This is a genomic window from Mesorhizobium kamtschaticum, assembly GCF_056174585.1.
Genome location: NZ_CM149691.1, coordinates 5,106,580 through 5,125,797, shown reverse-complemented (window position 1 = coordinate 5,125,797; position 19,218 = coordinate 5,106,580). Strand labels below are relative to the sequence as shown.

At 62.6% G+C, this 19,218-nt stretch carries 18 protein-coding genes, 1 tRNA gene and 2 pseudogenes; 6 read left to right on the top strand and 15 right to left on the bottom strand.

The window, feature by feature from the left end; all coding sequences use genetic code 11:
- Positions 1-104 precede the first annotated feature (104 nt).
- The 4 genes from AC0V7N_RS25470 to AC0V7N_RS25455 all read right to left on the bottom strand — a co-directional run bounded on the left by AC0V7N_RS25470 (position 105) and on the right by AC0V7N_RS25455 (position 2,309).
- Positions 105-344, bottom strand: coding sequence for a DUF2188 domain-containing protein (locus AC0V7N_RS25470; RefSeq protein WP_019857848.1), 240 nt, complete (start codon positions 342-344; stop codon positions 105-107).
- Between the two features lie 27 nt (positions 345-371).
- Complete coding sequence (locus AC0V7N_RS25465; protein ID WP_019857850.1) at positions 372-650, bottom strand: DUF982 domain-containing protein; 279 nt, start codon at positions 648-650, stop codon at positions 372-374.
- A 122-nt stretch (positions 651-772) separates the two neighbouring features.
- Positions 773-1,090 (bottom strand): SH3 domain-containing protein, encoded by a 318-nt coding sequence (locus tag AC0V7N_RS25460; RefSeq protein ID WP_475451032.1) that lies wholly within the window; start codon positions 1,088-1,090, stop codon positions 773-775.
- Between the two features lie 115 nt (positions 1,091-1,205).
- The gene (locus tag AC0V7N_RS25455; RefSeq protein WP_475451031.1) at positions 1,206-2,309 is read right to left on the bottom strand and encodes an NADH:flavin oxidoreductase/NADH oxidase; all 1,104 of its coding nucleotides are present in this window, start codon (positions 2,307-2,309) and stop codon (positions 1,206-1,208) included.
- Between the two features lie 159 nt (positions 2,310-2,468).
- On the opposite strand from AC0V7N_RS25455, the pseudogene AC0V7N_RS25450 reads away from it, so the two are divergent.
- Positions 2,469-3,046 (top strand): annotated as a pseudogene (locus AC0V7N_RS25450) (NUDIX domain-containing protein).
- A 27-nt stretch (positions 3,047-3,073) separates the two neighbouring features.
- Here the strand turns inward: AC0V7N_RS25450 and AC0V7N_RS25445 are convergent.
- From AC0V7N_RS25445 to AC0V7N_RS25430, 4 genes and pseudogenes are all read right to left on the bottom strand, one after another.
- Positions 3,074-4,578 (bottom strand): annotated as a pseudogene (locus AC0V7N_RS25445) (HAL/PAL/TAL family ammonia-lyase).
- A 437-nt stretch (positions 4,579-5,015) separates the two neighbouring features.
- Positions 5,016-6,020: an AlbA family DNA-binding domain-containing protein gene (locus AC0V7N_RS25440; RefSeq protein WP_475451028.1), complete on the bottom strand. Its 1,005-nt coding sequence runs from the start codon at positions 6,018-6,020 to the stop codon at positions 5,016-5,018.
- A 99-nt stretch (positions 6,021-6,119) separates the two neighbouring features.
- Positions 6,120-6,205 (bottom strand) — tRNA-Leu (locus AC0V7N_RS25435).
- Positions 6,206-6,487: 282 nt separating this feature from the next.
- The gene (locus AC0V7N_RS25430) at positions 6,488-7,156 is read right to left on the bottom strand and encodes an outer membrane protein (protein WP_475451027.1); all 669 of its coding nucleotides are present in this window, start codon (positions 7,154-7,156) and stop codon (positions 6,488-6,490) included.
- Positions 7,157-7,348: 192 nt separating this feature from the next.
- Here AC0V7N_RS25430 and AC0V7N_RS25425 point away from each other — a divergent pair, with 192 nt between their 5' ends.
- The 3 genes from AC0V7N_RS25425 (at position 7,349) to AC0V7N_RS25415 (ending at position 10,317) form a co-directional block, all read left to right on the top strand.
- Complete coding sequence (locus AC0V7N_RS25425; protein ID WP_475451026.1) at positions 7,349-7,735, top strand: SecDF P1 head subdomain-containing protein; 387 nt, start codon at positions 7,349-7,351, stop codon at positions 7,733-7,735.
- An 81-nt stretch (positions 7,736-7,816) separates the two neighbouring features.
- Positions 7,817-9,634, top strand: coding sequence for an adenine deaminase (ade, locus tag AC0V7N_RS25420; protein WP_496627348.1), 1,818 nt, complete (start codon positions 7,817-7,819; stop codon positions 9,632-9,634).
- Between the two features lie 53 nt (positions 9,635-9,687).
- Positions 9,688-10,317 carry a TetR family transcriptional regulator gene (locus AC0V7N_RS25415; protein WP_496627347.1) on the top strand — a complete coding sequence of 210 codons (630 nt, stop codon included), beginning with the start codon at positions 9,688-9,690 and terminating at the stop codon, positions 10,315-10,317.
- Here AC0V7N_RS25415 and AC0V7N_RS25410 read toward each other — a convergent pair.
- From AC0V7N_RS25410 to AC0V7N_RS25390, 5 genes are all read right to left on the bottom strand, one after another.
- Complete coding sequence (locus tag AC0V7N_RS25410) at positions 10,311-11,162, bottom strand: NAD(P)H-binding protein (RefSeq protein ID WP_475451023.1); 852 nt, start codon at positions 11,160-11,162, stop codon at positions 10,311-10,313. The genes AC0V7N_RS25415 and AC0V7N_RS25410 overlap by 7 nt on opposite strands.
- Positions 11,159-11,992, bottom strand: coding sequence for a GDSL-type esterase/lipase family protein (locus AC0V7N_RS25405; RefSeq protein WP_496627346.1), 834 nt, complete (start codon positions 11,990-11,992; stop codon positions 11,159-11,161). Before AC0V7N_RS25405 ends, AC0V7N_RS25410 begins: the two co-directional genes overlap by 4 nt.
- Positions 11,993-12,314: 322 nt before the next feature.
- Positions 12,315-13,448, bottom strand: a complete 1,134-nt coding sequence (locus AC0V7N_RS25400) for an alpha/beta hydrolase (protein WP_475460481.1) — start codon at positions 13,446-13,448, stop codon at positions 12,315-12,317.
- A 173-nt stretch (positions 13,449-13,621) separates the two neighbouring features.
- Entirely contained in the window at positions 13,622-14,728 is a 1,107-nt protein-coding gene (locus tag AC0V7N_RS25395) for an alpha/beta fold hydrolase (protein ID WP_496628026.1), read from the bottom strand.
- A gap of 107 nt (positions 14,729-14,835) precedes the next feature.
- Positions 14,836-16,200: an aminopeptidase P family N-terminal domain-containing protein gene (locus tag AC0V7N_RS25390; RefSeq protein ID WP_496627345.1), complete on the bottom strand. Its 1,365-nt coding sequence runs from the start codon at positions 16,198-16,200 to the stop codon at positions 14,836-14,838.
- A gap of 191 nt (positions 16,201-16,391) precedes the next feature.
- Between AC0V7N_RS25390 and ilvA the strand changes: the two genes are divergently transcribed.
- Positions 16,392-17,648 carry a threonine ammonia-lyase IlvA gene (ilvA, locus tag AC0V7N_RS25385; protein WP_475451018.1) on the top strand — a complete coding sequence of 419 codons (1,257 nt, stop codon included), beginning with the start codon at positions 16,392-16,394 and terminating at the stop codon, positions 17,646-17,648.
- Positions 17,645-18,199 carry a DUF1697 domain-containing protein gene (locus AC0V7N_RS25380; protein WP_496627344.1) on the top strand — a complete coding sequence of 185 codons (555 nt, stop codon included), beginning with the start codon at positions 17,645-17,647 and terminating at the stop codon, positions 18,197-18,199. Before ilvA ends, AC0V7N_RS25380 begins: the two co-directional genes overlap by 4 nt.
- Before the next feature lie 5 nt (positions 18,200-18,204).
- On the opposite strand, the gene AC0V7N_RS25375 is transcribed toward AC0V7N_RS25380, so the two are convergent.
- Together AC0V7N_RS25375 and gloA are read right to left on the bottom strand one after the other, a co-directional pair.
- Positions 18,205-18,501, bottom strand: a complete 297-nt coding sequence (locus tag AC0V7N_RS25375; protein ID WP_475451017.1) for a DUF2218 domain-containing protein — start codon at positions 18,499-18,501, stop codon at positions 18,205-18,207.
- Positions 18,502-18,659: 158 nt separating this feature from the next.
- A complete protein-coding gene (gene gloA / locus AC0V7N_RS25370) occupies positions 18,660-19,100 on the bottom strand; it encodes a lactoylglutathione lyase (RefSeq protein ID WP_027045589.1) in 441 nt (146 codons plus the stop codon).
- Positions 19,101-19,218 lie beyond the last annotated feature (118 nt).

Sequence of the window (19,218 nt, the reverse complement as noted above, 5' to 3'; positions counted from 1 at the left end):
GGGCAGCCGCTGACCGTAGGACGTCGTCTCTCCTGACGTCCGCGGTCGGCGCCCTGCCTGTTCCTGCCGGCAAGTTTTCTTCTTCAGACTTTTCCTGGAATTGCTCAGTCGGACACTTCGGTCTGCGGCCGGTCGCGGCCATCCGCCAGTTCCTCATGCCATTTGCCGTCGGCATCCTCATACTGGATGCCGTCCGTAGCACCCGCCACCTGCTGCTCGGCCGAGGCGATCTCGGCGGCGCGCAGCGCATCCTGATGGGTGGGAAATGTCTCCGAGAAGGTCGAACCGACCTTGTAGGCCCAGCCGCCGTCATGCTCGACGATCTTGTAAGTCAGCTTCGCCATCAAAACCTCCGGTTAAAGTCCGCCTGCTCAATGCAGCCGGTCGTCGGACAGCCTGTCGTCGGGCACCAGCACTTCCGATTCCCTGGCGGCCTCGATCAATGCCCGTCGCGCTTCCGCTGTCGAACGATAACCTTCCAGCACTTTGAGGCAAGTGTCGAGGGCATCACGATGACGCGGGCCGCGATTGAGCGGCCACACCGTCATCAGGCACTCCGCCGCCTCCTGGGTGCTGCGGATATGGCGATATTTGCCGACATGGCCGAGTTCGACCACGACCGGCGTTTCAAAAGGTTTGTTGTCCATCATGGCCGCAACGCAAAGCAGCCAATTTGGTTGCAAAAGTGGCCGTCAGCCTGCGCCCAAACGTCTCAGCGGCTGTTTGGGAACCTCTACTCCGGCGGCCATCCGGCGCGATTTTCGAAGCAGCCTCAGTAACCGCAATCGTTGCGCAGCCAGCGTGCGTTGGCCCAGCCGGTCGTGCCGCCGATTTCGACCTGATACCAGTTGCCGCGCCGGTCGAAGATTTCGGTGTGATCGCCGTTGAACAGCTGGCCGATCATCCGCGATGACGAGTTCGGCCGTGTCCGCACGGCAAGAAAGCCGCTGCCGGTGGCCAGATTGTAGCGCCCGGACAGGCCGTGCACCGTACCCTCGCAATATTGCGCGACGCTTGGCGTCGACGCACCGAGCCAAAACCCGGTCACGACCACAAGCATCGCAGCCGGCAAGAATGCCTTGAACGACATGATTTCCTCCCAAGCCCGGCCGCGCCCGCCGCAGCCTCAGCCAACGTAACAGTTTGCGGCGAGAATTGAAGCGGCTGGTGCAAAAGGGCTGGGCAATATCAGGAGGTCAGGGCGATCAGCCTGCCGCCTTCATCCAGTGTTCCATCGTCGTCACCGAGCGGGCGAGCTGCGGCGCCGGATGGATCTTTTCGCTGAATGTGGCGGCCGCACGCCAGCCCCAGCGCGGATCGGCGAGGAAGGCGCGCGCCAGCGCCACCATGTCGGCGCGGCCCTCGGCGATAACAGCCTCGGCCTGCTTGGGATCATCGATCAGGCCGACCGCGCGGGTCGGGATGCCGGCGCCCTTGCGTACGGCTTCCGCCAGATGCACCTGATAACCGGGGCCGGTGGGCAATTTCTGCAACGGCGAATTGCCGCCGCTGGAACAGCAGAGATAGGCGACGCCCTCAGCCTTCAGGGCCTTCGCCACCTCGATCGCATCCTCGACGTCGAAGCCGCCGTCGACCCAGTCCTTCACCGACAGCCGCGTGCCGAGCATCAGCTTTGGCACCGCTTGTCTCACCGCCCTGGCGATTTCGACGACAAGACGCATCCGGTTTTCCAGCGAGCCGCCCCAGCGGTCCGTGCGCTGGTTGGACAGCGGCGACAGGAACTGGAAGATCAGATAGCCATGCGCGGCGTGCAGTTCGATGAAGTCGAAACCCGCGCGTTCGGCACGTCTTGCCGCCTCGGCAAACCGCTCGATGAGCTGCAGGATCTCCTCGTCTTCCAGCGCGTGCGGCACATTCCAGCCGGTGTCGTAGGCGATGGCCGAGGCCGAGACGGTCTGCCAGGGATCCTCGTTTGGCTGCAGTGGCCCGCCGCCTTCCCACGGCTTGCGGTTCGAGGCCTTGCGGCCGGCGTGCGCCAGCTGCGTGCCGAATTTCGTGCCCGGTGCGGCGACGCGTCGTGCCGCGTCCAGGGTGCGGCGCGCCGCGGCTTCGTTGTCGTCGGAATAGAGCCCGAGGCAGCCATGCGTGATGCGCCCGCGCCGCTCGACATCGGTCATCTCCACCGTGACCATGCCGGCGCCGGACATGGCCAGGTTCATCCAGTGGTAAAGATGCCAGTCGCTGGCTGAGCCGTCCTCGGCGGAATACTGGCACATCGGCGCGACGGCGATGCGGTTGGGAAAGCTCAAGCCGTCGAGCGTGATCGGCTGGAAAAGCGATGTCGTCATGAAGGGACTCCAGGAAGGGAACGCGCTATTTAGGTGAGGGAATTCTCCCATACCACACACGAGAGAGTGAAGCGCGCCCTGGACCAATGGCTGCCCCAATTGCGCCGCCGCCGGTTCGCGGCTACGCCTGCGCCCCGCAGCAAATACCGAGGTGTCCAAATGGAAGATCGCATTCGCATCCGCTCGGAAGAGATTCTTTCCGACGACTGGGCGGTGCTGAAAAGACCGTGCTCGACTATCGCCGGCGCGACGGCCAGTGGGAGACGCAGATCCGCCAGACCTATGATCGCGGCGATGGCGCGGTGATCCTGCCCTACGACCCCAGCCGTTCGACGGTGCTGCTGGTGCGCCAGTTCCGCTATCCCGCCTATGTCACCGGCCACCGCGAGCCGCTGATCGAGGCCTGTGCCGGGCTGCTCGACGAGAACGATCCCGAGACCGCCATCCGCAAGGAGGCCGAGGAAGAGCTCGGTTACCGGCTGGACAAGATTGAGCGGCTGTTTTCACCTTACATGAGCCCGGGCAGCGTCACCGAGCGACTGTGGTTCTTCATTGCCCGCTATTCGCCCGCCGACCGCATCTCGGCTGGCGGCGGCGCGCCGGAAGAAGGCGAAGACATCGAGGTTCTGGAAATGCCGCTCGACGAAGCGCTGGCCGGCATTGCCGACGGCCGCATCGTCGATGCCAAGACCATTATCCTGATCCAGCACCTGAAATTGTACCCGATGAAGGCTTGAGACCGCGAGGATCAGCGAGCAAGCGGCTCACACAGTGGGCTGCGGACAGGCCGGCACGTCCATTTCGCGGATGAAGGTGCGCAAGGCTTCCATGTCCCGGGACAGAGGCCGATCGTCGGAATAGTGGGCGATATTTTCCCGGACCATTCGGAAGACGGCGTCGGTACCAGGCGCGCGTGCACCGCGCTTGGCCAGAAAATCATGGGCCTGCGCGGCTGCCATGAGTTCGATCGCCAGGATGTATTCCGCGTTGTCGATAACCGCCAGCAGCTTGTTGGCTGCGACGGTTGGATGCGCAAGAAAATCCTCTTGCAGGCCGGATGTGACGCCGCCATCGGTCGCCGCCGGGGCGGCCAAACGCCGATTGACGTTGCTGAGCGACGTGGCCGTGTATTGGGCGATCATGAAGCCGGAATTGGCTCGTCCTCATCGGCAAGGAAGGCCGGCAAATTGTTGACAAGTGGGTTGACGAGACGGTCGATCCGACGCTCGCTCATTCCAGCCACCTGCGCCAGGGCGATGGTCAGGCCGTCAGCCGCCTGCCCGAGGGCGGGCGCCACCGCATGCGCTTCTGAAACAACCTGAGGATCGTCCAAAGATCCGAATACGGCGGGATTGTCGGTGACAGCAGCCAATTCGCGGTCGACCAGCTCGGCGGACCGGTCCAGCACCTCCCGGGCGGCGCCATGAACATGCGGCACGGCGCGAAGACTGAGCGCGTCCTGCGTGCGACTGCCGTGGGCCAGCGCAATAAGTTCGCTGCCATGAAGCCAGCCACGCAGCGATTTGCCGACGTCCTGAATGCCGGGTGAGGGCCTCATCGCCAGGATTTGTTCGCCGAAGGCCGGCATTTGCGCGCCCGCGGCTTCAAGCGTTAAAGCCGCCGCCGCGTCAGCCCATCCCAGCAAACGCTCCGCGCGCCGCACGGCGATGCTTGTCAGGCCGGTTGCGCACGCTGTGCCATTGACGAGGCTCAAGCCTTCCTTGGCGCCAAGCTCCAATGGCTCCAGACCCATTTCGGCCAGGGCCTCGAGCCCGCTCATCGAGCGACCTGCCACGGTTGCACTGCCTTCGCCGATCAAGACCAGTGCTACATGTGCATTGTGCGTCAAATACCCGGCCGATCCCCGCGACGGTACGTCGGGAACGCAGTCGCGCTCGATAAAGGTGAGCAAATTACGGACGATCGCAGGGCTCACGCCCGAATGGCCATGAGCGAAATTTGCCACTTGAGCCGCAATGATGGCGCGCACGCCGCGTCTCGGCACGAGGTCGCCGACGCCGCACGCGTGGCTGCGAATGATATTGCGCGACAGTTTCTTTTGCAGGGCAGGCGCCACGATCTTGCTTGCCAAGGCGCCGACCCCGGTATTGACGCCATAGGCACGGATGCCTTTGTCGACGATGGCCGCCACGAGCTGGTGCGCAAAAGCGATCCTGTCCCACGCCGCCAGGCTAAGCGCCAGAGAGTCACCTTCGCTCACTCCCGCGATATCGCGCCAGCTGGCGTTTCCATCTATCGTTATTGTCATTGCCCGTTCCGAAATAGCTTTGCGAATACGCAGGCGCCGTTGGCTCGCTCGAATGGCGGCGTGAGAACCCTGCATTGGCTCCGTACCGCACAACCGAGCCGCGTAACGGCGATGGAATCGGCTGCTGATGCGACTGGAGCGACGTCGCGGGCTATAAATTCAGATCCAGGTGGCCTGCCACCCGAACCTCGAAGGGTGGTGCGGACGACGGGAATCGAACCCGTACGATCAGAGATTTAGGCATTTAAGTCCCTTGCGTAATAGTCGACCTACTGGAGACCCTGCGGGTTAGGGTTGCGCCCGCCGCGTTAGCGAAGGCGGGGGCCTGTCGAACGATCCGGATATCCCAGGTAGGGGAGCGCTGGCGCAGCGGCCTTTCGGCTGACCAAGTGGCTAATTTGTCGACTTAGCCCGGCCGCTACAGATGGCCCCGCTCCTCAACCGAAGTTGAATTCGCGAACTAGTCGAGCAAACTCGGCGGAGCCCATGTCGATTGGGAACTGCCTCGGTCGCATGTTCTCCGCACTCAACGTCAACGGCTGGAACGCGAAAGCGTCCGCGATCGCCATGTCGCCTGCACGCGTGCGGCCGTCTTCGTCACGTGTAAAGCTGAATTGAAGTTCATCGAACTCACGAACCTCACCGGGATGAACCACAAAGTCGAGAGGGGCGGCGATGGTCGTTCTGCCGGCGTATGGTGAATATCTATTGCCGCGCGCCCTATCGTTACGATCCAACACTAGTTGCACACCCCTCCGCTCGGGTTGAATTGTGACGGCAACATATTTTGCGCTAATCAAGCCCACGTTTTTGATCATGAGCGGCATGAGAATGGTCTGGCGAGGCTGACCTCCACGGACGGAAAGCCCACCGACGAACATATGGAACAGCTCGATATCAGGTGTCGTCTGGCGCCGGAAAGCATCCTCGACGTCATAGTGCTCCATCACAAAGCTGCTGGTCCCGGCACGTTTGTAGTACCGTTTCGTGATCTGACACATGTGCGGCCGTCGCTCGGATCGAGGCACGTCGACCACAATGAAACCAGCAGATCCGTCGGCGGCCGTTGTGACGGAGGCGGCTCGAACGCCCTCATTCTTAGGCTGCATCAAATCGCCGATCGCAGCGTTTACCGAAGTGAGGGCGGCGGCAACATTTCGTATCGGGTCGATGGCCGATGCGCAGTCGACAGCCTCTGCATTTTTTCGACAGTCGATACCGAACACTATAACACCGCCTGCGGAATTGCTAAATGCCGATAGGGCCTCGGCTAATGTCGTGCGGCCTTCCCTAGTCAGGACTCCAGCGGCGTTAAACTGGGCCCCTTGCTGTTGGCCGGCTCTAGCAACCTTGAAATCCAAGGTCAGCGTCTCCTGAGTGGCGTTGGCCACAGCCGCTTCGAACCATGCTTCGCCAGTAGCGACGATTTTATCAAACGGCATTCCCGATTCTCCTTCGGCTACCCATGCGGCTACCCAGACCCTGATCTGTTAGGGTCATCCGCGCTGGGGTTTAGTGGAAGAACATAAGCGATTTCGATGTGGTGCGGACGACGGGAATCGAACCCGTACGATCAGAGATCGAGGGATTTTAAGTCCCTTGCGTCTACCAATTCCGCCACGTCCGCAGGCCAGCCCTTTTCAGATGCCAGACACAGGCCGTCAAGTCGTGTTCTTGAGCTGTCTGAACACGCACCCCAGAGGAGGGGGCGCGGCGATACTGGTGCGATCGCGGAATTATCCGCGCCGCGCGCAATGAGTAGGGTGTTTGCACGGCGGACTTGATCCGCCGAGGCCGGCGTCTACCAGGCCCAACCCATTCCCCCGCCCACTGGGGGCGCCGGCCGCCCCTCTCGTCGAAATTGCTGATCACCTGAGGGCTGTCGCTCGCCGATCGCTGTTGGCCGCGCTCAGAACTTGTAGCTGAGATTGACGCCGACAGTGTTCAGCTTCGTATCCTGGTCGCGGCCGACGAAGTCGCTGGATCCATCATAGTGTTCGGAGCCGAAATCGTAATAGCGATACTGGGCGCCGACGACGAACTTGTCGGTCAGCGCATAGTCGACGCCGGCACCCACCGTCCAGCCGACATTCGTGCGTGTCTCGGAGAATGCGGAGCCCGAGGCTTGCGACGTCTCGATCCCGGCGAAGGCGACGCCGCCTATGCCGTAGACCAGCACACGATCCATCGCATACCCGGCCTTGGCATTGACCGACCCGAACCACTTGATATCGGTGCCGACGACATTTCCGGGCCCGCCGAGCTCCGTTGTGCCGTCGATCGAGGAATAGTTGAGGTCGGCCTCGGCGCCGATCACCGCCTGGTCGAACTGCCACAGGCCGGCGACATGCCCGCCGACGAAACCGCCGTCAATATCAGGCGAGACGGAGAACACTCCGCCGTCGTTTCCCGAGATATCGGATTGGCCCCAGCCATAGCCTGCCTGCAGGCCGGCATAGTATCCGGTCCAGTCGAAGCCGGGCGCGGTCATCGGAACATCGACCGTCGGGTCGGCCGCGAAAGCCGGCATGGACAGGACGGCAAGAATACCGGCACTTGCAACCACAAGGCGATACATTCGAACTCCCCGGACGAAGAGTCGGAAAAATCCTTGGCAGCCAGGGTAGACCGATTTGCGACAAAACGGAATCGGATTTCTGGCCGCGGCCGTGTGCCCCTAGCCGGAACCGCGCTCTGCAAACCGGGAACAGCTGGCATTGCCGGGCGAATGTAACCGTGCAAGATGATCTTCTTGCAGGGAAAAATCCTGATGAACAGCTTGGCTCGTCTCATCGCTGCAGTAGCCATCATGCTGGTCGCTTGTGGCCTCGCCACGGCCGAGCCATTGACGCTCGCCATTGCCAAGGCCGCGGTCGTATCCGATGCGGCGTCGGGACAGATGGTGCTCAACCTCAAGATGACACCGGACAGCGCGAAGGCGTTCGCCGACTTCACCAGGGCGAATGTCGACAAGGTGGTCGATCTCAGCATCGACGGTGCCGTGGTGGCGTCGCCGCGCCTTGTCGAACCCATCCTCGGCGGCGAGGTGATGCTCAATGGCACCTTCGCCGCGGGCGAGCTCCAGCGCCTCGCGGACCGGATTTCGGCCGGAGGTGCGAAAGTCACGGTCGAGGTAAAGGCCGAACAGCCTTTGTGAGGGTTGGGCAGGCCCATCCGTTGTTTGTCGCTGGTCAAAACCAGGCAGGCTTGGCACAGTCGTGCAAACAGGAGTCCCTTTATGGCAAAGAAGCCGGCGGCGCATGCGACGAAGCCAAAACCCTGGACCGAGATGGCGACGCATCTGGTCGACGTCGCCATGGGCCGCAAGCCCGCCGATCTCGTCATCCGTAACGGCCGCTGGGTGAATGTTCACTCCGGCGAGATCATCGCCGGAACCGACATCGCCATTGCCGGCGGCCGCTTCGCCTATTGCGGGCCGAATGCCAGCCACGCCATCGGCCAGGGCACCAAGGTGGTCGATGCCGGCGGGCGCTACCTGGTGCCCGGCCTCTGCGACGCGCACATGCATGTCGAGAGCGGCATGGTGACGGTGACCGAGTTCTGCCGCGCCGTCATCCCGCACGGCACCACCTCTATGTTCATCGATCCGCACGAGATCGCCAATGTTCTGGGCTTGCCGGGCGTGCGGCTGATGCATGACGAGGCGGTGGCGATGCCCATCAACGTGCATGTGCACATGCCGTCCTGTGTGCCTTCCGCACCTGGGTTGGAGCACGCCGGCGCCGAACTCACGGTCGCCGATGTCGCCGAAGCGATGACATGGGAAAACATCATCGGGCTCGGCGAAGTGATGAATTTCCCCGGTGTCGTCGCCAATGATCCGGTCATGTCGGGCGAGATCGCCGCGACAGTGAAGGCGGGCAAGACCGTTGGCGGCCACTATGCCTCGCGCGATCTCGGCCTGCCGTTCCACGGCTATGTCGCCGGCGGACCCGAGGACGATCACGAAGGCACGCGCGCCGAGGATGCCATTGCCCGCGTGCGTCAGGGCATGAAGGCGATGCTGCGGCTGGGCTCGGCCTGGTACGACGTTGCCTCGCAGATCAAGGCGGTGACCGAAGGCGGCATCGATCCGCGCAACTTCATCCTGTGCACCGACGACAGCCATTCCGGCACGCTGGTCCACGAGGGTCACATGGACCGGGTGGTGCGCCACGCCATCCAACAGGGGCTGAAGCCGGTGACGGCGATCCAGATGGCGACGATCAACACCGCCCAGCATTTCAGGCTGGAACGCGAGATCGGTTCGATCGCGCCGGGGCGGTTGGCCGACCTGCTGATTGTCTCCGATCTCGCCGCAATGACCATCGATGAGGTCTATGCGCGCGGCGCCAGGCTGGCCAAGGGCGGCAAGCTCGACATCGACATCCCGGCCTATGACTATCCAAAGACGGCGAAGAACACCGTCAAGCTCGGCAAGAAATTCAAGTCGGCAGATTTCGACATCGCGGCCCCCAAGGGCGCCAACGAGGTGCGGGTACGGGTCATTGGCGTCATCGAGAACCAGGCGCCGACGCGCGCGCTGGAGGCCGATCTTCCAGTCGAGGACGGGCTGGTCGCCATGGATCGCCGCAACGATGTCTGCCAGATCGCGCTGGTCGAGCGGCACAGGGGCACCGGCGGCGTCACCAACGCCTTCGTCTCCGGCTTCGGCTATATGAGCGACTGCGCCATGGCGTCGAGCGTGGCGCATGACGCCCACCACATCATCTGCGTCGGCACCAACAAGCAGGACATGGCGCTGGCGGTCAACCGGCTGGGCGAAGTCGGCGGCGGCGTCGTGCTGTTCTCCAAGGGCAAGGAACTGGCCCTGGTCGAAATGCCGATCGCCGGGCTGATGTCGGACGAGCGCGCCGAGATCGTCGCCGCCAAGGCGGAGAAACTGACCGAGGCGATGCGCAAGGTGGGGTGTTCCCTCAACAACGCCTACATGCAGCACTCGCTGCTGGCGCTGGTGGTCATTCCGGAACTGAGGATTTCCGACGTCGGGCTGATCGACGTGACGACTTTCCAGAAGGTCGATCTGTTCGTCTAGGGTTGTCGATATTCGGGTGATGTCGGCCTGCGAACTACATACGGTGAGGCAGCATGACCACGGCCAAAAGAACCTTTGCGCGGCGCGAGCCGACACAGCAACGCTCGCGGCAGACCGTGGACTGCGTGCTCGACGCCGTCCAACTTGTGGTGAAGCGTCACGGGACCCAGGCCATCACCACGAATCGCATCGCGGAGGCCGCCGGCGTTAGCGTCGGGTCGCTTTATCAGTACTTCCCCGACAAGCGCGCAATCTTCACCGCCCTTCATGACCGACACGTCGACGATGTACGGCAGGTCATCGGGCAGACGACGGCTGCCTACGCCTCGGCTCCGCTGCAGGAATTCACAGGCGAACTCGTCCGAGGTCTGGTGAACGTGCATGTGGATGCTGCGGAACTGCACGAGATTGTTTCGTCCGCCGTTCCGGAAGGCGCTCTTGGCTTCAGGAACGCGCTGCATCACACGTTTGGGCGAGTGCTGTCATGCGCCGACCAAAAGCGATACAGCCTCGACGAGACGGAGCGAATGCTTTTTGTCCTTCCACGCATGGTGGAATCCCTCGTGCACGGAGCGGTCCACCAGGCGCGCGCCCTCTCGCGTGATGTCGTTAGGAGCGAGGCGATCCGTACCGTACTGGTCTACGTGAATTCTTTTGAGGGCACCGCACCGAAACACTACTGAAACGACGCGGCGTTCTCGGCGGCCCACTGAGCGAACGGGATTGGTTCCCGCCCAGTCACTCGTTTTACCCCGTCCGTCACCGTGTCAAGTCGGCCCTCGCGCACCGCGCGCCAGATGCCCACAAGGGCATCGACGTAGGGGCCTTTCCCGGCCCATTCGACGGCGTCGGTGTACGCCTGCCGGTCCGATATTTCCTCGAAGCCGACGGGCTTGCCGATGGCTCTGCCTATCGTGGCCGCCATCTCCCCATAGGACAGCGCCTTACGGCCTGTAATCACCAGGGCCTGGCCGTCGTGGTCGCGCGTGGTCAGGGCGGCCGTGGCGACGGCTGCGATGTCGTCTGGATGGATGAATGCGATCTTGCCCCGACCCGTGGACGAGCGCAGCACGCCCTCGCGGCGGATGGATTCCGACCAACCGAGCGCGTTGGACATGAATCCGGCCGCCTGAATGAAGGTGAACGCAACCCCGCTTTCCCGAATGGCATCCTCGCCGCGTGCATGCCACGGACCGGTGCCAATCCCGGTTCGCACGTCCAGGGTTGAGAGCTTGACGATGTTTCGTACGCCTGCGTGGCGGGCTGCGAAGGAGACCGCGCGATCTCGCTTCTCGAGATCCGATCCATCAGTCAGGAGGAATATGCCGTCGACCCCAGCCAGCGCAGTGGCTAGCGAGGAGCCTGGCTTTTCGAGGTCTCCGGTATGGATATCGACATGGTCACCGAAAAGGGCCCTGGCCTTCTTCGCGCTGCGCACGAAAACGGACGGGCGTGCTCTGCAATCAACGAGGCGCTGGGTTACCCGAGAGCCGATGTTTCCTGTGGCGCCGATGATGAGATGTTTCACTGGAGCTGGCTCCAGCCACGGATCACCTCGAATGCCATTCGCTTCTGGCCCGCCAGAGTGAAATGGAGACCGTCGTCCATGAGCAGGTCGGAGGGAGGGGGGCTCCCCAGCGTTGAGAAGGCGTCGATAACCGGCCCGTCGCCCTCGCTGACGATCTTGGCGACGCGCGCCAGGTCTTCGTTGCGGAACCGAACCCCGAACCTGGCCAGGCCTCGATGGGCCGCTACCTGTGCTTCATTGACCGCAGGCGGAGTAATCCAGACGCTGTTCGCCGTGGTCTCTCCGGAAACGCGCTGCCGCAGCTCGGCAATGTTGCGCGCGGTCTCCTCATGATGGACGAGCGTCTTCGTGGGGTGCGGGCCCTGCGTGCGGGCATCATTCGTACCGAAGAGGAAGAGTATCCAGTCGGGCCGGGAATTGATGACATTTGCGACCCGCACGAGACCGTGCGTGGTCGTCTCGCCTGCGACTGCGCTGATGATCACCGAAATCTCGTCGGTACCGCGGCGCCTCGCCAGCATTTCCCTAAGGACTACCGCCCAAGATTGGGGATCGGACGTCAAGCTGTCGCCGAACGCCACTACCTTGTCCCCTTTCCGCAGGGGAAGGCGATCGACCATCGATGCCACGGCTGGGTCGGCAAGCAACGCGCCGGCTGCTTCCGAGGCCTCCTTTTGCATGCGGCCGAGTTCGGTCGCGTAGATCTCAACCGGCAGGCCGAGGAGGCCGGCATGAGCTTCCCTGTCGAGGCTGGCGCCTTCGGGGAGGGAGGCCAAGGTCGCCTCGGGCTGGATGACCTTCAAAAGCCAGCGCACTTGCTCGTCCGACATGGGTTTCACCTCGCAGTTGGATCCGTTGCAGAAGGCGAAAAAGTAGTCGCACCTCGGGGACGTCGCTACTCGCGTTGGCTGGTTCATTAAGTTGTTGTAATTGCTTTGAAATCCTGCGACCCACAGAGCCTTCATCAGATTCAGGGGTCGTCTGGGAAGACCGACGTTCCTGCAAAGCAAATACTTGCCGAGCGGCTCAATCGCCCGGAAACAAAGCCGTTCAGGATACTTCACGGGCGATTAAGTACGCTCCGCTACGGTTCTCGGAGTCAGCCATTCCCGGCGCGGCCTGGCCCGAATCTCAACATCCCTTGGCCGGTGCTCACCCGCCGGTGACGATGGTCAACACCTTGAATGGCGTGGTGATGACGACCTCAGCGACCGAACCGACAGCCTTGCCGAGGCCCTGGCCGAGATTGTTGAGCTGTGCCGGATCGGGTTCGTCCGAGGCAAGGCCCGCCGGCGTGCGCAGGCGGTCGCCGAGCAACTGCACCAGGATCGGATTGTCGGCGAATTTGGCGTGGTTGAGGCCACCGTCGCCGCCCTTGATCTTGGACAGGTCGACCACGGAGACGCCATAGCTGGCGAGATCGGCGGCATTGCCATAGTCGCCGACACGCGGTTTGTCGCCCGAGATGATGGATGACAGCTTGAGCGCCCGGTCATCGTTTGAGAGCAGCACGGCAAACGGCTTGTCCGGCTTGCCGTAACGCATCATCTGCTTTTTGAACACGTCGACATCGATGTCGGGTGAAGCCAGGACTACATAGCCGAGCTTGCCGCCGAGATCGCGATCGCCGGTGATGGCGAGCTGGCGCAGTGCCTCCATGGTCAACCAGGTTCCCATCGAATGGGCGATGATGTCGATGCTCTTGACCCGCGTCTTGGCGAGCATCCTGAGCGTCGCCTCAAGATCGTCACGAGCGGCGTTGGCACTGTCCTTGTCGTAGATATAGCCCGTCGTCTTGGCGCTCGACGCCCAGGAAAACAGTACCGGCGTGCCCGGATATTTCGTGTCGTGGGCGATCTGCGTCAACCGGTAGACACCGTCGTCGAAGCCGTTGTTGAAGCCGTGCACGAAAACCAGCGCGCGGTCGCCGCGCATGGCGATGTCGGCGCCGACCGCCTTGGCGAATTGCGGCGCGCCTTCGTAGTAGGTGACGTCCTTGGCGGTGAAATCCTTGGCCGGATTGCTGTTGGCGGAACCCTTGGCCCGCTCGATGGCGCCGACCTGATGGCTCGTCGGAACCGTGACGTCGACCCGGGCGAAGCTGGTGGTCAGCGAACGGTCGCCGTCGAACACCTGACGCGGATCCTTCGTTGCCTTCTGGCGGGTGGTGGCGACGAAGATCCCGTGCGTGGCCGCGATGGCGGACGCCGGCACCGCGACCGTCGTCTTGTTGAGCAGATCGTGCGTATTTCCAGCGCAACCGGCGACCAGCAGCGCGAAAGTCATGGCGACGACACTGTTCAAACGCACGGTCACGCGACGGCTCCCGTAAAGGGGGACGTCAAAAGCATGACGTCACCAGTCATTCCGATAGAGCCAGACACCGGCGCGGTCCAGTTCAAAGTGGCCTGGCGCCTCAGCAATGGTGAACAGGCACGGCGAAATCCGCGGCGGCGCATCTACTGTCCGAGCTGGGTGATGCGGTCGGTCACGTCCTTGTCGCTGGCGAAGCCGTCGTCCTCGCGCAGCCGCTGGCCGATCATCTTCACCAGGGTCGGATTGTCTGCGAATTTCGTATGGTTGAAGCTGTCGCTGCCCTTGACCTTGGAGAGATCGACCACCGTCACGCCATAGGAGGCAAGGTCGGCGGCATCCTTGTAGTCGCCGACGCGCGGCCGCGAACCGGCGATCAGGCCGGAGAGCCTCAGCGCGCGGTCGTCGTCCGACAACAGCAGGATGAACGGCTTGTCGGGCTTGCCATAGCGACGCATCTGGCTCTTGAACACGTCGACGTCGATGTCTGGCGAGGCCAGCACCACGTCGCCCAGCTTGCCGCCAAGATCACGGTCGCCGCTGATGGCCATCTGGCGCAGCGTTTCCATGGTCACCCAGGTTCCCATCGAATGCGCGACAATGTCGATGCGCCGCGCGCCGGACTGCTGCAGCATGCGCAAGGTCACTTCAAGCTGGTCACGGGCGGCGCTGGCGCTTTCCTTGTCGTAGACATAGTCGGTGGTCCTGGCGCCCGAGGCCCAGGAAAACAGCACAGGCGTGCCCGGGTAGCCGGAATCGTGGACGATCTGGGTCAAGCGGTAGACAGCGTCGTCGAAGCCGGTGTTGTAGCCATGCACGAACACCATGACACGGCCGCCGCGCGCCGCGATATCGGCGTTGAGCGCGCTGGAGAATTTTGGCTGCGTGTCGTAGCCGACAACCTCGGAAGCCATGAAATATTTGGCCGGATCATCCGACTTGCCGCGCGAACGCCGTTCGATCTGGCCAGTCTGATGGATGCCAGGCACGGTGACGTTGACGCGGGCGTAGTTCAGCGTCGCCGAGCGCTCGCCGTCGAAAACCTTGTTGGGATCGTCGGATTTCTTGCGCGTCGTAGCGATGAAGATCGAGTGGTTGCCGGCGATTTCCGTCACCGGCGTGGACATGACTGCGCTGCCAAGCAATTCCTGGGTTTGCGGGCCGGCGCAGCCGGCAACGAGCAAGGCGAGAGCAACAGTAAGAATCTTCTTCAAAGGCACGTCTGAAATTTCCACTCCGGCCGAAAGGCCTATCCACCCCCGCGACACCTCCCGGACAGGGAGAGTGCGGCAGAACTAAGTCGTGTCCAGCCGAAATGTGGTCAGCGCCTGGTTACAGCCATCGCACTGTTGCGCGAAAGTCAAAATGGCGGAAGAAACGCCGGAATGTTGGAGAAGGGCAGCACCTCGGGCTTGAGGCGGATGCCGAGCACATCCGCCATGAAGGCACGGCGCGCCTCGATACGGCTCCAGGCCTCGGGATGGCGCGCCGCAATCTCCTCGCGCAATCCCTCGTCGGCGAGCGCGATGCCATCCTCGATATTGGTGGTGAAATAGTCGCTGCCGGTCGCCGGGATGATGTCGACCTGCAACGCCATGCCGGATCGCAATTTGATGTCGGAGCCGGAAAACACCGGCGAATGCATCCATTCGTCGATATGGACGAGATGGCCGGGATTGAGGGAGACGCCAAAGAACGGGTCTCCGATGCGGTCATGCACCGCCTTCCACAAAGCCCCGCCCGTCGTGCCGATGCCGATCGCTTCGTACCAGTCGACAACCGCGGCGAAATAGGGCGCGACCAGCTTTTCGACATAGTCGCGGATGGCAGGAGGCAGCTCGGAGGCGTCCTCGGCCAGGAAGCCGGCACGGGCATTGAGCGCGCCCTGAATGCCATAGGCCATGGTGATCGGGTCGCCACGCCGGATGACGTCGAGGCGCGGGCTGGGCAAACCATAGGCGGCGCGCTTTCCCGCCGACAGCATCGGATGACAACCATGCGGCAGGCCATTCATGCCCATCAGCCGCGCCGCCTGCAGTTCGGTCATGCCGGGCTCGATACCTCTGAGCACATTGCGCAGCCCTTGCGAGGTGAAGGTCGCGGCGAATTCGAAGGCAGCCAGTTGGTCGGCCTCGTTGATCGCGCGCAGGCCGTCGGTGGGGTTCATCAAAAGATTGGCGGCATTCACAACCGCGCCCTTGTCGCCGACAAGCGTGCGCAGCGTATCGGCAATGAAGGACGGCAGGTCGAGCGCCGTCTCATCGAACCCGGCATCGCCGGCGCCAAAAGGCTTCCAGCCGATGGCGCCGATCCTGTCGCCGGGCTTCAGACCGCAGCCGGCAAGGATGTCGGGCAGCGCGTCCGAGCGGTCGCGTGGCTGCGCCGGCAATGAGAAGGTCTGGTAGAGCACGCGCTCGTAAGGCCCATCGCAGATTTCGGCATAGCCCCAGCCCTCATTGCCGACGAGAAGTCTTGGCTGCTTGCCGGGAACGATGACCAACAATGTCTCCTCGAAACGCGGATCGTAGCCTGAGAGATAGGCGACATTGGCCGCGTGTTCGCGATCGCCATAGATGGCGAAGGCATCGAAGCCGGCCTTGGCGCCGCGCGCAAGCAGCGCTTCGATGCGCGCTTCATGGGTGTTCCGGGTAACCAGCGGCATCACCGTCGGCTCGCCGAATTCCGGCAGCGACATGGATTTCAGGCCGACCGATGCGACAGGCATGAACAAACGCTCCCAAGTGCTTGCAAGGATTCTGTGAATGCCCTTTACGGGAAGGGCATGGAGGGCCGGACAATGGCGTTGCGGGGCCGGATATGCAATAGGCAGGATCGGCTGCGCGAACTCAGGATGCAACAGACAGACACTATGCGGCCAGGTTTGATGACAGGGGTGCGGCACAAGGTGACTTTCCGATGACCAGTTTTTCCTCCCGCGTTGCCGTCGCCGCCGCAGCGATCCGCCAGATTTTTCCGGAAACGCCGCTGCAGGAAAACGACTATCTGTCGAAAAAGACCGGCGCGCGGGTGCTGCTGAAGCGCGAGGACCTTTCGCCCGTTCGCTCCTACAAGATCCGCGGCGCCTTCAACTTCTTCCGCAAGGCGCTTGCAGCCGGCAATCAGGCCGAACTGTTTGTCTGCGCGTCGGCCGGCAACCATGCACAGGGTTTCGCCTTCGTCTGCCGCCATTTCGGCAAGAAGGGCGTGGTGTTCATGCCGGTGACGACGCCGCAGCAGAAGATCGACAAGACCAGGCTGTTCGGCGGCGATTTCGTCGAGATCAGGCTGGTCGGCGACTTTTTCGACGACTGCTATCGCGCCGCCTTCGAATTCACCGAAAGCTCGGGCGCCCACATGGTGCCGCCATTCGACCACAAGGACATCATCGAAGGCCAGGCGACGGTCGCCTATGAGATCGCGGACCAGATGCCGGGTGCACGCATGCCCGACATCATCATGCTGCCGGTCGGCGGTGGTGGGCTCGCCGCCGGCGTGACGCATTATTTCGCCGATCAGAGCCGGGAGGCGCGTTTCGTCTTTTGCGAGCCGGCCGGGGCGCCGAGCCTGCATGACAGCCTTGCGGCTGGAAAACGGCTCAAGCTCGCCAAGGTCGACAACTTCGTCGATGGTGCTGCGGTCGCCGAGATCGGTCGTGAACCGTTGCGATACCTCAAGGAGTTCGCCGCCGACACAGTGCGGCTGATCCCGGAAAACCGGCTCTGCGCGACCATGATCGAGATGCTCAACGTCGAAGGCGTCGTGCTCGAGCCGGCCGGCGCGTTGGCGATCGACGCACTGAAGGATTTTTCCAGGAAGGAGATTCGCGGCAAGACCATTGTCGCGGTGGTTTCAGGCGGCAATTTCGATTTCGAGCGGCTGCCGGATGTCAAGGAACGGGCGCTGCGCTACGAGGGCCTGAAGAAATACTTCATCATCCGTTTCCCACAGCGGCCGGGCGCGTTGCGCGATTTCCTCGAAATGCTGGGTCCGGACGACGATATTGCGCGCTTCGAATACCTGAAGAAGTCGGCGCGCAATTTCGGCTCGGTTCTGATCGGCATCGAAACCAAGGACCGTCGCAATTTCGACCTGCTGAAGGCAAACTTCGAGGCCGAGGGCGTCCAGTATCAGGACATCACCGACAACGAGACATTGGCCGGGTTCATCATATGAGCGCAAAGGTCTTCATCGCCCTGTTCTCCGGCATCAATGTCGGCGGCAACCGCATCGTCAAGATGGCGGAGTTGCGCTCGTTCTTCGAGGATCTCGGCTTTTCCGATGTCGCCACCTATGTGCAGAGCGGCAATGTCGTGTTCCGGGCCGGCAAGGGCGACGCGGTCGCGCTGACCAAACAGGTCGAAGCAGCCTTCGAGAAGAAATGGGGTTTTCATTCGCGCATCATGGTGCGCGATCTCTCCTGGTTCGAACGGCTGGTGAGCGAAAATCCCTATCCGGAAGCGGCCGCCGACCACACCAAGCTCCATGCCTATGCGCTGGAGCGCGAGCCGACCGCCGATGAGGTGGCGCGGCTGGCCGAAACGTGCACCGGCCCCGAGCGCTTCGAGGTCAAGGGAGACGTGCTCTACCTCAGCGCGCCGGACGGACTCGGCAAATCAGTGTTTGCCAATCTCATTCCGCGCGTTCTCAAGGTGCCTGGCACCGCGCGCAACTGGCGCTCGGTGCTGGCTTTGCTGGAGATGGCCAGTCAGGCCGGTAAGAATTAGGCCGATTACGCCGTCGGAGCCGGCTTCCAGTCGAAGGTCAGTTCTTCGCGGAAAGCAAAGCGCTTGATGTGATCGGCGACAACGCTTTCCAGGCGCTCGATCGCCCCGGCTTCGTCAGTCGACACCGTGATGTGCAGCGTGCTTGCATCGGCATCCATGACGGTGCGTCCCAGCGACGTCAGATCGATGGTGCCATGGGTGGGGTCGAATTCGACCGGAAATTTGTGCGCCCAGTGCTTGCACAACTGCTGCAGATAGCGGCTGGCATGTTCGGTGGCGACATCGGCACGGCTGGTCGGCATGAGTGAATTCTCCAGAGGGGCAGGCGCCCATTGTTCGACGTGGCGCCAGACTTTCCAGGCTGGCGCCACGTTCGGGTAGATAGGTGCCTTCATGAGAAACGGCAAAGGCGGCCGAGCAAATCCCGCCCGGTGTCAGGTCCCGGTATAAGGTTTGATGCCTACCAGCTTCCGGTGTTCGCCATCGAAGCCCAGGGTTCGGCCTTGGCTTTCGCCGGGCCTTTCTGCAGCAGCTCGATGGAGATGCCGTCCGGTGACCGGATGAAGGCCATGTTGCCGTCGCGCGGCGGCCGGTTGATGGTGACGCCGTTGTCCATCAGATGCTGGCAGGTGGCGTAGATGTCGTCGACCTCATAGGCGAGGTGGCCGAAATTGCGCCCGCCCTTGTAGTCTTCCGGATCCCAATTGTAGGTGAGTTCGACCAGCGGCGCCTTGTCGTTGATGCCGCTCTGTTCGTCTTCGGAGGCGGCGAGGAAGATCAGCGTGAAGCGGCCCTGCTCGTTTTCGTAGCGGCGGACCTCCTTCAGCCCGAGCTTGTTGCAGTAGAAATCGAGCGAGGCATCGACATCGGCGACTCGGACCATGGTGTGCAGATAGCGCATGTGTTTTCCTCGATTTGTTGGGTTGCGGCGCAACATAGGGTCGGCCCGCTCAAAGGGCAATCTCCGGCTCCCGGCGATGCCGGCAAAGAACAAATCCGGTATTCCCGCAATGAACCGT